The organism is Burkholderia sp. MSMB1072, from assembly GCF_001524725.1.
Classification (GTDB): Bacteria; Pseudomonadota; Gammaproteobacteria; order Burkholderiales; family Burkholderiaceae; genus Burkholderia.
On record NZ_LOYC01000009.1, the window covers coordinates 157414 to 173413 of the forward strand.

At 70.3% G+C, this 16000-nt stretch carries 14 protein-coding genes; 4 read left to right on the plus strand and 10 right to left on the minus strand.

Features of this window, described 5'->3' with window-relative positions:
• Nucleotides 1-48: 48 nt before the first annotated feature.
• The 8 genes from WS89_RS02765 to WS89_RS02800 form a co-directional block, all read right to left on the minus strand.
• Complete coding sequence (locus tag WS89_RS02765) at nt 49-915, minus strand: MOSC domain-containing protein (protein WP_059505070.1); 867 nt, start codon at nt 913-915, stop codon at nt 49-51.
• Between the two features lie 87 nt (nt 916-1002).
• Nucleotides 1003-1956: an ABC transporter substrate-binding protein gene (locus tag WS89_RS02770; RefSeq protein WP_059505072.1), complete on the minus strand. Its 954-nt coding sequence runs from the start codon at nt 1954-1956 to the stop codon at nt 1003-1005.
• 33 nt (nt 1957-1989) lie between these two features.
• Complete coding sequence (locus tag WS89_RS02775) at nt 1990-3171, minus strand: c-type cytochrome (protein ID WP_059789416.1); 1182 nt, start codon at nt 3169-3171, stop codon at nt 1990-1992.
• 50 nt (nt 3172-3221) lie between these two features.
• Nucleotides 3222-4037, minus strand: a complete 816-nt coding sequence (locus tag WS89_RS02780; RefSeq protein ID WP_059789417.1) for an ABC transporter ATP-binding protein — start codon at nt 4035-4037, stop codon at nt 3222-3224.
• The gene (locus WS89_RS02785) at nt 4031-5125 is read right to left on the minus strand and encodes an ABC transporter permease (RefSeq protein WP_059789418.1); all 1095 of its coding nucleotides are present in this window, start codon (nt 5123-5125) and stop codon (nt 4031-4033) included. The genes WS89_RS02780 and WS89_RS02785 overlap by 7 nt, the downstream gene beginning before the upstream one ends.
• A gap of 4 nt (nt 5126-5129) precedes the next feature.
• Complete coding sequence (locus tag WS89_RS02790) at nt 5130-6164, minus strand: ABC transporter substrate-binding protein (protein WP_059789419.1); 1035 nt, start codon at nt 6162-6164, stop codon at nt 5130-5132.
• A gap of 31 nt (nt 6165-6195) precedes the next feature.
• Nucleotides 6196-7035, minus strand: a complete 840-nt coding sequence (locus WS89_RS02795; protein ID WP_059789715.1) for a class II aldolase/adducin family protein — start codon at nt 7033-7035, stop codon at nt 6196-6198.
• Nucleotides 7036-7054: 19 nt separating this feature from the next.
• Entirely contained in the window at nt 7055-8140 is a 1086-nt protein-coding gene (locus tag WS89_RS02800) for an LLM class flavin-dependent oxidoreductase (protein ID WP_059789420.1), read from the minus strand.
• Between the two features lie 246 nt (nt 8141-8386).
• Here WS89_RS02800 and WS89_RS02805 point away from each other — a divergent pair, with 246 nt between their 5' ends.
• A complete protein-coding gene (locus WS89_RS02805; protein WP_059789716.1) occupies nt 8387-9727 on the plus strand; it encodes an acyl-CoA dehydrogenase family protein in 1341 nt (446 codons plus the stop codon).
• A gap of 61 nt (nt 9728-9788) precedes the next feature.
• Here the strand turns inward: WS89_RS02805 and WS89_RS02810 are convergent, their stop codons facing one another.
• Entirely contained in the window at nt 9789-10763 is a 975-nt protein-coding gene (locus tag WS89_RS02810) for a LysR family transcriptional regulator (RefSeq protein ID WP_179949837.1), read from the minus strand.
• A gap of 17 nt (nt 10764-10780) precedes the next feature.
• On the opposite strand from WS89_RS02810, the gene WS89_RS02815 reads away from it, so the two are divergent.
• The gene (locus WS89_RS02815; RefSeq protein WP_059789422.1) at nt 10781-11347 is read left to right on the plus strand and encodes a cysteine dioxygenase; all 567 of its coding nucleotides are present in this window, start codon (nt 10781-10783) and stop codon (nt 11345-11347) included.
• Between the two features lie 105 nt (nt 11348-11452).
• Nucleotides 11453-13078 (plus strand): rhodanese-related sulfurtransferase, encoded by a 1626-nt coding sequence (locus tag WS89_RS02820; protein ID WP_059789423.1) that lies wholly within the window; start codon nt 11453-11455, stop codon nt 13076-13078.
• A 56-nt stretch (nt 13079-13134) separates the two neighbouring features.
• Here the strand turns inward: WS89_RS02820 and WS89_RS02825 are convergent, their stop codons facing one another.
• Nucleotides 13135-14280 carry a glycerophosphodiester phosphodiesterase gene (locus WS89_RS02825; protein ID WP_059789424.1) on the minus strand — a complete coding sequence of 382 codons (1146 nt, stop codon included), beginning with the start codon at nt 14278-14280 and terminating at the stop codon, nt 13135-13137.
• Between the two features lie 367 nt (nt 14281-14647).
• Between WS89_RS02825 and WS89_RS02830 the strand changes: the two genes are divergently transcribed.
• Nucleotides 14648-15715: a squalene/phytoene synthase family protein gene (locus tag WS89_RS02830; RefSeq protein WP_059789425.1), complete on the plus strand. Its 1068-nt coding sequence runs from the start codon at nt 14648-14650 to the stop codon at nt 15713-15715.
• Nucleotides 15716-16000 lie beyond the last annotated feature (285 nt).

Below are 16000 nucleotides of genomic sequence, written 5' to 3' on the forward strand. Positions count from 1 at the left end.
GGCCGGCGCAAGCCCGTTATTGGCCGGAACAGGTCCTAGCGATCCGGCTCAGTCGCCGAAGCCGATCTCCGCTTCGACCGGCTGGCCGATTTCGAGCCACGCGCCCGCACCCTCGACGACGATCGCATTGATGCCGAACGTCAGCGCACCGCCGTAGTTCGGGTTCGCGCGATAGGTCTGCATCGTGTCGGTCGGCTCGTGCGGCCATTCGGGATTGGGCGCGCCGGTGGCCTGGTCGATCGTCGGCATCGGGCAGCGTGTGCACAGCTTCACGAGCCGCAGCCGCACCGGCGTGTCGCCGCCGGTGTCGAGGTGCTCGACGAAATCCTCTTCGTACGCATCGAGATCCGACACGACGACGTTCGGCCGGAAGCGGTTCATCGGGATCGCCGGCGCGCCTTTGGCGGCAAGCCGCGCGTTCAGGTCGTCGAGCGACGACTGGCCGATCACCAGCAGCGGATAAGCGTCCGCGAACTGCGTATGCGTATCGATCTCGCCGGTCCACTTGCGGTCGCAATCGCGTCGGGCGTCGGCGGCGAAGCGCGCGAGCTTCGTCGGCACGCCGAGGAATTCGGTGAGCCATGCGGCCGTTTCGGCGCCCGTGTCGATCGCGTCGACGGTGTCGCGCCACACGGTCGCGGCCATCTTCGGCGTGGCGGGCGTCGCGTCGCCATCGAGCGGCGTGCGCAGTGCCGGCATGCCCGGCGCGTTCAGCACGAGCGCATCGTCGTCGAGTGTCGGGCGGATCAGCGCGAGGCGCGGGTGCGTGCGCTGCGTGAGCATTTGCCCGTGCGGATCGGTGATCAGCCAGTGGCGATCGTAGGCGAGGCCCGTTTCGAACAGTTGCGCGCGCGTCAGCGCGACGCCGGCGCAGGATTTGATCGGGTAGACGAAGAGTTCGGCGATGGCTGGCATGACGCTGGCTGAAGGCGGGGTGATCGAATCGAGATTGTGCCAGATCGTGCCGGAGCCGTTTGACGGCTGCGCGCCGCCACGCGCCCGTCAGGCGAGCGGGAAGCCTGCATCGAAGGTCGTGCGCACGTCGAGCGGCTGGCGCAGCAGCCCGGCCCTCAGGTAGAAGTCGGCCGTGCGCTGCTGTTCGGCGATCACCGCTGCGTCGATCGGCAGCCAGCGCGTGCCGCGCCGCTCGAACTGCAGCTTCGCGGCGGCCGGCGGAATGCCGATGATGCGCGCGAGCGCCGCCGAATACGCGTCCGCATGCCGGTACGACCACGCTTGCGCACGCACGACACGCTGCAGGAAATCGCGCAGCACGTCGCGTTTCGCGGCGATGGCCGCTTCGGTCGCCGCGACATAGCTGAGGCCCGACCACAGCCCGCGGCCGTTGACCAGCACACGCGCGCGGCCGCTCGTTTCGGCGAGCGCGGTATAGGGCTCCCAGGTCGCCCACGCGTCGATCGAACCGGTTGCGAGCGCAAGCATCGTGTCGGCCGGCGGCAGGAAGCGGAACGACACGGCATCCGGCGGCAGGCCGGCCGCATCGAGCGCCTTCAGCGTCACGAAATGGCCGATCGAGCCGCGCGTGGTGCCGATCCGCTTGCCCTTCAGGTCGGCAGCGCCCTTGAGCGCGGCGTCGGGGCGCACGAGCACGGCCGTGCCGTACGGATCGGAGCGGTTCGCGCCGATCACCTTGATGCGGGCGCCCGATGCGAGCGCGAAGATCACCGGCGCATCGCCGATCGGCCCGCAGTCGACGGCGGCCGCGTTCAGCGCTTCGGCGAGCGGCGCGGCCGCGGGGAATTCGGTCCATGCGATGTCGTACGCGAGGCCGTTCAATTCGCCGGCCGCTTCGAGCAACGCACGCAGCCCGCCTTTCTGGTCGCCGGCGCGCAGCAGCGGGCGGGCGCCCGATTGCGCGCGCAGGGTAGCCGGCGCGGCGGCGATCGTGGCAAGGGCGCTCGCCTGGGCGAGGAAGTGGCGTCGAGTCGGATTCATCGTGAATTTCTGTCGAAGGAAGGATTCGTGAGTTCAATGCGCAAGCCCGGCCTGTACGTCGCGCACGGGTTCCGCGTCGACGCGCAGCAGCAGCGCGGTCAGTGCGTCGCCGCCCGTGGCGCGCGCGGCCGGTCGGGCCGCCGCATCCGAGCGGCACAGCAGGTCGGCATCCGACCAGCCGGCGCTGCCGGGCAACGCACGCGCCCGCAGCCAGCCGCGTCGATCGGCAAGCAGTTGCGTGCCGCCGAGCGCATCGGGCGGGACGCCGGCAATCGTCGCGAACGCGAGCCACGCATCGGCTGTCGTCGCGACGCAGTTCGCACGCGAGTCGACCGACGACGGCACAGGCGCGCCGGGTTCGGCGACGAGCAAGGTCTGCCAGCGCGCGTCTTCCGGCGGTGGCGTCGCGCCCGCCGCGAGCGCGACGACGCGCACGCGCTGGCCGTCGCGCCAGCGTTCGAGCGCCTGAGGCGCGGCGTCGCCGCACCGTACGTCGAGTGCCGGCAGCGGGACGGGCACCGGCCACGCGCCTTCCGCCCGCGCGCCGCTACCGGCTGCCAGCGCTTTCAGGTAGGCGAGCATGGCCCATGTGTCCTGTGGACCGAGCGTGGCCGCGAAGCCGGGCATCGTCGACGCGCCGTGCGCGTCCTGCGTGCCGTGGCGTACGCGCCAGAACAGTTCGCCGTCGAGCCGACGCGCGAGCAGCGCGCCGGCGAAGGTCGGCGGCCAGTGCGCGAGCGTGGCCGCGAGCGGCCCTTCGCCACGTCCGTCCGCGCCGTGGCAGGCCGCGCAATGTTGCGTATACAGGTGGGCGCCGCGCATCACGTTCGCGACCGAAAACGGCGCGGGATCGCGCTGGAAACTCGTCGGCACGGCAGGCGCGAGCCACAGCGAAGCGGGCGGCCACGGCGCGAACCATGCGACGGCCAGCGCGGCGATGGCCGTCGCGACACGCCGCTTGCGCGCAGCCAGCGCGAGGCAGGCGAGCACGACGGCCAGTGCCGTCGCGCCGCCGGCGAACGCGAGCTGCCGCGTGAGCCCCGCGTCGATGCGCAGCGTTTCGAGCGCGATGCGGTGTGCCCACGGCCACGCCGCCTGGCCGTCGGCGTCGCCGGTCAGGCCGATCGCGTGCAGCACGCGCGCCAACGCGATTTGCGCGCGATACAGCAATTGCAGGAACGCAATGGCCCAGTCGGCGAACGGCGGCGCGTTCATCGCGCGCGTCCGCGGCGTGCCGCAGCCAAACGTCGAACGGCGCCGGGCATCTACCAGCTCGCATCGAGCCCGAGATGCCGCAGCGCGTCGTGGCGCAATTCGGCGAGGCGCGGGTCGCCGCGATGGCGCGGGTAGGGCAGGTCGACGCGCAGTTCGGCGACGATCCGTGCCGGGCGTGGCCCGAACACGATTACGCGCTGCGCGAGGAACAGCGCTTCTTCCACGTCGTGCGTGACGAGCAGCGCGGAGAAGCCGTCGCGTTGCCACAGGGCGGTCAGCTCGGCCTGCATCGTGAGCCGCGTCAGCGAATCGAGCTTGCCGAGCGGTTCGTCGAGAATCAGCAGGCGCGGATCGTTGACGAGCGCGCGCGCGAGCGCGACGCGCTGCGCCATCCCGCCCGACAACTGATGCGGAAACACGTTCGCGAAGTCCTGCAGCCCGACGCGCGCGAGCGCATCGTCGACGCGATGCTGCGCGGTGCGCGCCACGCCGCGCGCTTCGAGGCCGAGCGCGACGTTCGCGCGCACGCGCCGCCACGGGTACAGCGTCGGGTCCTGGAACACGACGATACGCGACGTATCGGGGCGCTCGATCGGCACGCCGTCCTGCGCGATCGTGCCTTGCCGCGCGGCGTCGAGCCCGGCGACGAGGCGCAGCAGCGTCGATTTCCCGCAGCCGCTCGGGCCGAGCAGGGCGACGAATTCGCCGGCCGCGACCGACAGCGACACGTCGTCGAGCACCGGCAGCGCGCCGCCGGGGCCGTCGAACGCATGGCTCACGCGGCGGATGTCGATGCGCGCGCCGCGCGGCGTCGTGACGGCGGGCGCGGCGGCCGCGGACGGTTCGAGTACAGCGGCGCTTACCATTTGACGGTTCCTTTCTGCCACGCGAGCACACGGTCGCGCACCGCGAACAGCAGCGCGATCAACCCGGAAAACAGCAGCGCCATCACGAGCAGCGCCGCATACATGTTCACGTACGACGCCCAGCCCTGCGCCCAGCTCAGGTACCAGCCGAGACCCGACTTGACGCCCATCATCTCGGCGACGACCAGCACCGTGAACGACGCGCTCAGCCCCATGAAAATGCCGACGAACACGTGCGGCAGCGCGGCCGGAATCGCGACGCGCAGCACGAGGAAGCGCGCGTTCGCGCCGAGCGTGCGCGCAACGTCGTAGTACTGACGGTTGACGCTCGCGACGCCCGACCACGTGAGGACGGCGACCGGGAAGCCCGTCGACAGCGCGATCAGGAACGCGGCGGCCGAATAGCTCGACGGAAAGAAGTAGAACGTGAGCGGCAGCAGCGCGGTGGCCGGCACCGGGCCGAGCACGCGCAGCACCGGATGCACCCAGTAGCCGATCCGGCGCGACCAGCCGATCGACACGCCCACCGCGAAACCTACCGTGACGCCGTACGCGAAGCCGAGCGCGAGCAGCTTCAGCGTGTTGCCGGCGCTGCCGGCGAGGCGCGGCCAGTCGTCGACGTAGACCTCGATCAGTGCCTGCGGCGGCGCGAAGAACGGCGTCGGCAGCCAGCCGGTTTTCGCGGTGACGATTTCCCACGCGGCGAGCACGAGCGGCAGTGCGACGAGCCACGGGCCGGCCGGTCGCACCCGCGCGAGCCGCGTGCGGGTCGCGGCCACGAGATGACCGAGCGTCGCGGCGGCGAGCAGCAGCGCGGCGATCGTCCACGCGGCCGTGCCGAACGTGTCGGTGTACGCCCAGTCGCTGAAGCCGACGATCCGGTTCGGCCACAGTTGCGTGAACGCGCCGAGCGCGACCCACGCGAGCGCGGCGGCGATCCCGGTCGGCCAGATGCGTTCGCGCCGGGCGTCGGCGGCCGGCGCGGCGTCGCAGGCCGTGCAGGCCGCGCGCGCGGTAGCGTCGGCGTGGGCGGCGCCGCCGGCCGATGCCGATGCCGATGCGGCGGAAGCATGTTCGATCGTCGACATCGCGCTACCCCAGTACGTTGGCATAGACCTGCTGCGCGAAGCGCTGCGGGTCCGTGCTCTTCTTCAATACGCTGATGCGGCGGAAATCGTCCGCATAGAACGCGATTTCCTGCTGCAGGTCGACGTTGGTCGGGTGATGCGTGTAGGTGAGCGTCGCGTACAGCTTGCGCAGATCCTCGGGGCTGATCTTCGGCGAATACTTCGCGAACACCTTCGCGGCCTCGTTCGGGTTGTCGTGCGTGAATTCGGTGGCCTGCACGATCGAGCACGCGAGCGCGGCGGCCGACGGCCGGTCGTTGCGCACGAGGTCGCCGCGCGCGCCGATCACGCAGCACACCTTGCGCGCGTATTCGCCGGACAGGTTGGTCGCGAGTTCGGTATACGCGCCGTTGCTGCGCTTTTCGAGCAGGTAGAGATTCGGGTCGCCGTCGGCGATCGCATGGATTTCGCCCTTGTCGACCGCGACGCCGAGCAGGTCGGCCGGATACTGCCGCCACGTGACGTCGCGTTCGGGATCGATGCCGTTCTTCGCGAGCAGGATCGAGAAGAAGTGCTTGCCGGGCGCGGCGAGATCGCTGACGCCGACCGTCTTGCCCTTGAGCGCCTGCAACGTCGTGACGCCGGCCGCCTTCGCGCCGAGCAGCCGCACGCAGCCGCCGTGCGAGCTGCCGATGATCTTCACGTCGAAGCCGGCTTCGAGCGGCTTCAGCCAGCGGTGGATCATCCCGACCGCCGCATCGGCCTTGCCGGTTGCGATCGATTCGAGCAACTGGTCGGTCGAGCCGCTGTAGTTGATCAGCTCGACTTTCAGCCCGTTTTTCTCGAAGAAGCCGCGCTCCTGCGCGACGACGATCGGCGTCAGGCAGAACGCGTTCTGGTTCCACGCGAACGTGAGTTTCTTCAGCGGCGGCGCGGACCAGGCCTTGCGGCCGAGCGTGATCGCCGGCACGGCGAGCGCGGCGGCGCCGGCCGCGCGCAGCAGCCGGCGGCGTTGGTCGTCGTGCGCGTCGGCGGGTATGGGTGCGGTGGTTTCTGTCATGGTCTGGTCTCCGGTGTGGCGCGAGAGCGGCTCAGTCGAGCAGGTCGGGTTCGTCGGCGACGACGCGTGCGAACAGGCTGTCGAACGCATGCAGCGCGCCGTCGGGGCCGCCGATCTGGCCGTGCGTGTGGCGCGCGGTTTCGTGATCGATCGGCTGCGGCGTGCCGGCCGCTTCAGCCAGCAGCTGCGTGTGCGCGGCGTTGTCGAGCGCGATGTACCACCATGCGGCGGCCTCGACCGTCGGGCCGGCCGTCAGGATGCCGTGGTTCTTCAGGATCACGCCCTTGTGCGTGGTGCCGTCCGGCTTCGCGAACGCATCGGCGATCCGTGCGCCTTCGCTGGTGTCGACGACCATCCCCGTGAAGTCGTCGAACAGCGCGTGGTCTTCGTAGAACACGCAGGCGTCCTGCGTGAGCGGATCGAGCGGGCGGCCGAGCGTCGACCACGCCTTGCCGTACGTCGAATGCGTGTGCGCGGCGGCGACGACGTGCGGATGGGCTTCGTGGATCGCCGCATGGATCGCGAACGCGGCCTTGTTCAGCGGCCGCTTGCCGATCGCGGTTTCGCCGCGCGCGTTGACGAGCAGCAGGTCGGACACCTTGATCTGCGAGAAATGCACGCCGAGCGGGTTCACCCAGAAATGATCGGGCAGCTCCGGATCGCGCGCGGTGATGTGGCCGGCGAGGCCCGACGCGAAGCCGAAGCGCGCGAACAGGCGGAACGCGGCCGCGAGCCGCTCCTGCCGGTGGCGGCGCTCGGCGGCCACGTCGACGCGCGGCGCGGGCGGATCGAACCAGAAGTGCTGGCGCGGGGTGTCGGCGAGCACGAGGCCCGATGCGGTGCGCTCGGGCGAGGAAAGGACGGCGGACATGATCGCGTATCGCTCCATCTCAGGCGGCACGGCGCGCCGCGTCGCGGGCGGCGACGGCGCTGCGCACGCGCGGAATCAGTTCGCGGCCGTAGTCGATCGCATCGTCCAGCGGATCGAAGCCGCGGATCAGGAAGGTCGTCACGCCGAGGTCGTAGTAGTCGAGCAGCGCGTCGGCGACCTGTTCGGGCGTGCCGACGAGCGCCGTCGAATTCGAGCGCGCGCCGGTGAGCTTCGCGATCTCGGTCCACAGCCGCTTGTCGACGCGCGAGCCGCGCTCGGCCGCGGCGAGCAGGCGGCGCGCGCCTTCGCTCTGTTGCGGGCCGCCGGCGCCGAGACCGGCCGCCTCGCGCAGCCGGCGCGTTTCGTCGAGGATGCGGTGCGCACGCGCCCACGCTTCGTCCTCGGTCGCCGCGAGGATCGGCCGGAACGACACGGAGAAGCGCACCTGGCGGCCGTGCTTCGCGGCTTCGGCACGCACGCGCGTCGTCAGGTCGCGCACCTGGTCGAGCGATTCGCCCCACAGCGCATAGACGTCCGCGTGCTTGCCGGCCACCGCGAGCGCGGCTTCCGACGCGCCGCCGAAATAGATCGGCACGTGCGGCTGCTGGAACGGCTTCACTTCCGAGAAGCCCTGCTTGAAACGGTAATGCGTGCCGTCGTGATCGAACGGCTGCGTTTCCGTCCAGATCCGCCGCAGGATGCCGAGGTATTCGTCGGTGCGTGCGTAGCGCGCGTCGTGATCGAGGAAATCGCCGTCGCGCTGCTGCTCGCTGTCCGAGCCGCCGGAGATGAAGTGCACGGCGAGCCGGCCGCGGCTGAACTGGTCGAGCGTCGCGATCTGCCGCGCGGCGAGCGTCGGCGCGGTGAAGCCCGGACGATGCGCGAGCATGAAATGAATGCGCTCGGTCGCGGCCGCCGCGAACGCGATCGTCAGCGTCGCTGACGGGCCGGTCGAATGGTGCGGCACGAGAATCCGGTCGAAGCCGGCCGTTTCGTGGGCGCGGGCAAAGTCGCGCACATAGTCGGGATCGACCGCCGGGCCGGACGCCGGGTGGATTTCCGACTGCTTCTGGCTCTGGATCATGCCGATGAATTCGACGCTCATCTGGGTCTCCGGTGCAGGGACGTTCCCGGCGCGCGGCCGGGCAGGAATGGAGCGCAGGTTAACGCCGGGATCATGCGGAATGGAAATAATCAATCCCGATTTGAATATCAGATTTGCATGGTTTGGGGCCGCATGCGTTGCGCATACGCTGTGGGCTCGCGAATGATGGGGCGCGCGTTGGCGCAGGCTTTGCCGCCGCTGTCGTTTTACGCCGCCGTGTTCGAACTACCCAGGGAATCCGTTTCGATGTCCGCCAGCCTTGCCGCTTCCTCGCCGTCACGGCAGCCTGCACTGCACGTCCTGCTTGCCGCCGCCGAAGCCGCCGACGAGACGAGCGACGCGCGCGTTGCCGCGCTGCTCGAGCGCCTCGCCCCCGAACTCGCCGCCGATGCGGCCCGCAACGACGTCGAAGGCCGCTTTCCGCACGAGAATTTCGCGCGGCTGCATCGTGCCGGGCTGATCGCGCAGGTCGTGCCGCGCGAGCATGGCGGCGCCGGGGCGACGCTTGCGCGGGCGAGCCGGATCGTCGCCGCCGTCGCGCGGGCCGATCCGGCGACCGCGCTGGTGCTGACGATGACGTATCTGCAGCATCGCGCGCTCGGCCGCGCCGACAACCGCTGGCCGGCCCAGGTGCGGCGCGCGGTGTTCGACAGCGCGGTCGAGCACGGTGCGTTGATCAATGCGTTGCGCGTCGAGCCCGCGCTCGGTTCGCCGTCGCGCGGCGGGCTGCCGGCGACCGTTGCGCGCCGCGTTGCCGACGGCTGGCGGCTGTCGGGCCACAAGCTCTACAGCACCGGGATTCCGGCGCTGCGCTGGCTGGCCGTGTGGGCGCGCACCGACGAACCGGCACCGCGCGTCGGCGTGTTTCTCGTGCCGCGCGACCGCGATACCGACGGCGATCGCATCCGCGTGATCGAAAGCTGGAATCACCTCGGCCTGCGCGCATCCGGAAGCCATGAAGTCGTATTCGACGACGTGCCGCTGCCGGCCGATCACGCGGTCGACGTGCGCGCGCCGGACGCATGGGCCGTGTCGGCTGCCACGCACGCGGATGCCGACGCGCAGGCGGACCAGCAGGCGTGGATGGTCGCACTGCTCGGCAGCCTGTACGACGCGGTCGCGCGCGCGTCGCGCGACTGGCTGGTCGAATTCGCGACGACGCGCGCCCCGAGCGGGCTCGGTGCACCGCTCGCGACGCTGCCGCGCGTACAGGAAGCGGTCGGCGAAATCGAGGGCTGGCTGCACACGAATCGCGTGCTGCTCGACGATCACATCGCGCGCACCGATGCGGGCAACGCGCCTTCGGCGACGACCAGCGGCCTCGTCAAGCGCACCGTGACCGAGCAGGCGATCCGGACGGTCGAGCAGGCGCTGAAGCTGTCGGGCAATCACGGGCTGAGCCGCGGCAATCCGCTCGAACGCCACTATCGCGACGTGCTGTGCAGTCGCGTGCATACGCCGCAGGACGATGCGATCGCGGTGGCGGCGGGGCGGGCGGTGCTCGATGCGGCGACGCGCGGGGGAGCGAACGCGGACGCGGACGCCACGTCACGCAACGGGGGCGAACGCGGCCGACATGATGCGTGAGCCGGTGCGGGTTGCCGCGCGGGGCGACGGCGCGACGCGACGCGGGCGCCGCGCGGCCGCGTCACGCGGCCTTGTCGTGCGATTGCTCGGGCAGCGCGAATGCCGTGCGCGCATGCGCGGCGACGGCCGCGAGCGGCGCATCGAAGCGGGCCGCATCGTGCCGGCGCAGCAGCCACAGGTCGATCTGCGGCTTGAAATCGGCGAGCGGCACGATGTCGAGCGCGTCGCGCAACGGGCTGCGTTCGACGAGCGGCAGCGGCATCAATCCGAGGCCGACGCCGTTTGCAACGCTTTGCAGTTGCAGATCGCGGCCGTACGCATCGAGCGTGACCGGCATCGGCAGGCCTTGCGCGTCGAGCGCACGCCGCAAGCCCGCACGAAAGCCGCAGCCGTCCGGATTGAGCACCCAGCCGCGCGCGTGGCAATCGGCGAGCCGATAGCTTCGGCGCGGCCAGTCGCCCTTGCGGCCGACCGCGACGAGCCGCGTCGCCAGCAACCGAACGCCTTCGACCTGCGCCGGCAGCACCATTTCGCGCGCGAGGAAGACCAGCGCCGCATCGAGTTCGCGGCGCGCGATGCGTTCGACGAGCTGGCCGCCCCATGCGGTCGTGACGTGCGTCGCGAGTGCGGGCCACTGCGCGGCGAGGTCCGCGATGAGCGCCGGCAGCATCAGCTCGCCGAGCCCTTGCGTGAGCCCGATCCGGAATTCGCCTGCGGGCGGCTGCTCGCCGGCCGTCAGTTCGCGCAGCGCGTCGACCTCGCGCAGGATCGCGCGACATTGCTCGAACACCTGCCGGCCGATGTCGGTCGGGCGCGGCGGCTTCGTGTTGCGGTCGAGCAGCGTCACGCCGAGCGCTTCCTCGAGATTCTGGACGCGCCGCGTGATCGCGGGCTGCGTCATCCCGAGCTCGGCCGCGGCCTGGCTCAGGGTCTGACAGCGGACGACCGCTGCAAAAGCGTCGATATCGCTAATTTTCATGTTTGTTCTGCATGGTCTTTCCGGTGCATCATGACGATCCATCATATTCGGCATCATATTCGAGGAGACGGCCGATGAGTACGCTTTCGTTGCAGCAGACGCCGCTGCGTCCGTTCGTCGAGGGTCTGGATGCGCTGCTCGCGTCCGGCGCGGACGAGGCGCGCATACTTGACGAGGGCGGCGCGCTGCTCGCCGCGCTCGTCGAACACGACGACTGGTTGCCCGACGCGTTCGCGCAGCCCGATCCCGAGCGCTACCGGCAGTACCTGCTGCATCTCGACCCGGACGAGCGCTTCTCGATCGTCAGCTTCGTGTGGGGGCCCGGCCAGACGACGCCGATCCACGACCACACGGTGTGGGGGCTGATCGGGATGCTGCGCGGCGGCGAGTTCTCGCAGCCGTACCGGTTCGACGCGGCCGGCAAGCCGGTGCCCGCGGGCGACGCCGTGCGGCTCCGGCCGGGCGAGGTCGAGGCCGTGTCGCCGCGCATCGGCGACGTGCATCGCGTGACCAACGCGTTCGCCGACCGCGTATCGATCAGCATCCACGTATACGGCGCGAACATCGGCAAGGTCGAGCGCGCGGTGTACCTGGACGACGGTACCGTGAAGCCGTTCGTGTCGGGCTATTCGAATGCCTGACGCGAAGCCCGCTCGCGCGGCCCGGTGCGGGTGCTCGCCGGCAGGGCCAGGCTCGATCCGTTCCGCTTTCTTCACTGACTTCAACGTATTCGACACAGAGACATCGTGACGCCATCCGCCGATTCCACCTTCCGCTTTCCCGTCGCGTCGTACCAGGACGTACGCGCGCGCCTGCTGGCCCGCGACGAGATCGCGCTGATCGACGTACGCGAGGAAGATCCGTACGCACAGGGCCATCCGCTGTGGGCCGCCAACTTTCCGTTGTCGAAGCTCGAACTCGACGCGTGGACGCGGATTCCCCGCCGCGACACGCCGATCGTCGTGTTCGGCGAAGCCGGCGGCGAGGATCTCGCGCCGCGCGCGGCCGCGACGCTCGCGCGGCTCGGCTACACCGACGTGCGGCTGCTCGACGGCGGCCTCGCGGGCTGGGTCGCGGCGGGCGGCGAACTGTTCATCGACGTGAACGTGCCGAGCAAGTCGTTCGGCGAATGGGTCGAGGCCGAGCGTCATACGCCGTCGCTGTCCGCGCAGGAGGTGCAGGCGCTGATCGACGCGAAAGCCGATGTCGTGATCGTCGACGCGCGCCGCTTCGACGAGTACCAGACGATGAACATCCCGACGTCGACGAGCGTGCCGGGCGCGGAGCTCGTGCTGCGCGTGCGCGCGCTCGCGCCCGACCCGCGGACGCAGGTGATCGTCAACTGCGCGGGCCGCACGCGCAGCATCATCGGCACGCAGTCGCTCGTCAACGCGGGGCTACCGAATCCGGTCGCCGCGCTGCGCAACGGCACGATCGGCTGGACGCTGGCCGGCCAGACGCTCGAGCACGGTGCGGCGCGCCGTTTTCCGGACGAGATCGACGCGACGCAGCGCGCCGAAGCGCGTCGGGCCGCCCGCGCGGTGGCCGAGCGCGCCGGCGTGCCGCGCATCGCGCTGGCCGACGTCGCGGCGCTCGACGAACCGGGCCGCACGCTGTACCGCTTCGACGTGCGCACGCCGGAGGAATACGAAGCCGGCCACCTGCCGGGCTTCCTGAGCACGCCGGGCGGCCAGCTCGTGCAGGAGACCGATCATCACGCGGCCGTGCGCGGCGCGCGGATCGTGCTGGCCGACGACGACGGCGTGCGCGCGGACATGACCGCGTCGTGGCTCGCGCAGATGGGCTGGGACGTGCGCGTCGTCGAACCGGCCGGCGCCGCGGCATTCGTCGAGCGCGGCCAGCCGCCGCGCGACGTGCCGGCGCCGCCGCCCGCGACCGACGTGTCGCCCGCGACGCTCGCGGGCTGGCTGAAGGAGGCCGCGCCGGGCGAACTCGCGATCGTCGACGTGACGGCCAGCGCGAACTACGTGAAGCGTCATGTCCCGGGCGCGTGGTTCGCCGTGCGCGCGCAGTTGCGCGACGCGCTGGCGGCGATTCCGCCCGCGAAGCGTTACGTGTTCACGTGCGGATCGAGTCTGCTGGCGCGGTTCGCGGCGCACGACGCCCGCGCGCTGCTGCCGGCGTCGGCCGACATCCGGGTGCTGACCGGCGGCACGGCCGCGTGGATCGACGCCGGGCTGCCGCTGGAGAGCGGCGAGACGCATCTCGCGTCGCCGCGCGTCGATCGCTACCGGCGCCCGTACGAAGGCACCGACAACGCGGCGGCGGCGATGCAGGCGTATCTCGACTGGGAATACGGGCTGGTCGACCAGTTGAAGCGGGACGGCACGCACCACTTCAACGTGATCTGAGCGACACGGCGCAACCGGGCGCGGCGTCCGGTCGCGATGCGGGTGGGCGCTTCGTATCAGCGCGCGAACGTATCGACGGCCGTGCGGCCGACGGCCGGATCGTCGGTGAAGAAGCCGTCGATGCCCGCGCGCAGGTACGCCTGGATCTCGCGCACCGAGCCGGCCGTGTTGCGCGTGGCCGGCGTGCCGCCGTCCTTCAGCGACGCGGGCAGGAAGTTGTTCTCGGGGCGGAACGTGTACGGATGCACGACGAGGCCGGCTTCGTGCGCGTAGCGCACGTACGGCGTCGGCTGCTGCAGCGTGCCGTCCGCGGCGACCGCGATGATCGACGTCTTGTACGGCCCGACGCCGTTCGCATAGGTCGCGATTTCGCGCATGCCGTCGCGCGTCGACAGATCGCCGTAGGTGCGCTTGTCGTTCGCCTTCACGAAGTCGTACGGGCGCTGACCGGCTTCGTCCATCAACTGCACGAGCTTCCAGTTCGGCTGGCTCGACTTGATCCGGTTGCGGATCGTCTTCAGGTTCGCGACTTCGAACGACTGGATATAGACGGTCGCCGTGCGCGACGTGTACGGATCCTTCAGCAGTGCGTCGACGAGGCGGTCCTCGAGCGGCAGGTCGATCGACTGGAAGTAGGTCGGATGCTTGGTTTCCGGATACAGGTGGATCGTGCGGCCGGTCTGTGCGGACATCTGTTTCGCGAGCGCGACGATCTCGTCGAAGGTCGGGATCTCGAACTGGTCGTTGTACGCGGTGTTGGCGGGGCGCACCTGCGGAATGCGCTCGCGCGCCCGCAGCGTCTTTAGCTCGGCGAGCGTGAAATCCTCGGTGAACCAGCCGGTCAACTGCACGCCGTCGATCGTCTTGGTCGCCTTGCGGCTCGCGAACTGCGGCAGCGTCGACACGTTCGTCGTGCCCGAGATCTCGTTCTCGTGGCGCGCGACCAGCACGCCGTCGCGCGTCGCCACGAGGTCGGGCTCGATGATGTCCGCGCCGTCCTCGATCGCCTTGCGGTACGACGCGAGCGTGTGTTCGGGGCGCAGCGCGCTCGCGCCGCGATGGCCGACCACCTGGACCTTCGCGGAAATCGGCTGCGTGGGATCGCGCGTCAGATCGTCGTCGCCGCCGCACGCGGCGAGCAGGAACGCGGCGGCACAGGCGAACGGGACGTAGCGCAGGGAGGTCGGGCGCTTGAGGAGCATGTCGATGAACCTTCGAAACGGAGTCGGAAAAGGGCGCTCGCGCCGGTGGCCTGGCGGCGCGCCGGGCTGAACTGGATCGAACGGAGCGCGATCGTCGCATCGAATAATTACATATGTATTACTTGTGCCTTTCCGTTTGTTTTTGAGGGCGGCGAGCGTGCCGGCGCGGTCGAGCGCGGGCTTGCCCGCGCGGCATCCGCCCGCCGCAGGCTGCCCGCGCGCCGGATGCACTAAACTTGCGGGAATTTTGCATCGCCGCACCGGGGCCGCCGCCGCCGGGCGCGGCGATGCGGCGACTCGCGGGCCGGCGCGGGCGCCCGGCGCCCATGTGCGTCCGGGGCCCGCGCCGGCCGATTTTTCCCGACCCATGACGACCCATACCGATCCCGCCTATCTCCTCGGCGAGCTGCTGAAGAACGTTTCCCGCTCCTTCTACCTGACGCTGCGCGTGCTGCCCGACGGCATGCGCGACCCGGTTGGCCTCGCGTATTTGCTTGCGCGCGCGGCCGACACGATCGCCGACACGGCGCTCGTCGCGCCCGACCGCCGTGCGGCGCTGCTGACCGACCTGCGCGACGACGTCGAGCGGCTCGGCGACGGCGCGGCGCTGTCGCGTTCGCTCGAGGACGTGACGCGGATGCAGGCCGATTCGCACGAACACCTGCTGCTCGGCTCGATGGAGCCGATGCTCACGCTGTTGCGCGCGCAGCCGGAGGCCGATCGCGCATCGATCCGCAAGGTCGTCGCGACGCTCACCGCGGGGATGGAATTCGACCTGCGCACGTTTCCGGACGAGCAGTCGGGGCAGGTCGCATCGCTGCCGACGCGCGATGCGCTCGATCGCTACACGTACCTCGTCGCGGGCTGCGTCGGCGAGTTCTGGACCGACATGACGGACGCGCACACGCGCGCCGCGCGCGGCTGGGATCTGCCGGACATGCGCGAGAAGGGCATCCGTTTCGGCAAGGCGCTGCAGATGACCAACATCCTGCGCGACTGCGCGAAGGATCTGCGCATCGGCCGCTGCTACCTGCCCGACGACGTGCTGCGCGCGCACGGGCTCGTCGTGGCCGACCTGATGCAGCCGGAGGCTTCGGCGCGCGCGCGCGCCGTGCTGGTCGACCTGCTGCGTGTCGCGCTCGACCAGTATCGCGACGCATGCCTGTATACGCTCGCGATCCCGCGCCGTTTCGTGCGGCTGCGGCTCGCCTGCCTGTGGCCGATCATGATCGGCCTCGAAACGCTCGAACTGCTGGCCGGCCACGTTGCGTGGCTCGACCCGGCGAAGCCGGCCAAGGTGCCGAGAAAGCGCATCTACCGGATCATGGCGGCGTCGCTTGCGTTGGTCGGTTCGAACTCGGCGATCCGCGCGCGCCTGAACGCGCTCGTCGATGCCGTGAGCGCGCGGCTCGCGCACCCCGCGACACAGCACTGAAGATCGCCGGCGCGGCAGGCGCCGGCATCCCCTCCCGGCCCGCATTCGTCGGGCCGTTCTCGTCTCGTCACCGGCACGCCGACAAAAACGTTTTCATGATTTCGTGTTTCGAAATGCGGCTGTCATGAACGTCGGCGATCCTGCGCGGCGGCGTGAATCGCGGCGTCAGCTTCGATCGCGCATTTGTAAGACGTTTCATTGCCGAAGGCGTCTGACGACATCGGACGGTCGCGTTGCACCCGTAAAAATGTAAAGCTAGGGTTTTCACCGGCAAATGCCGGAGAC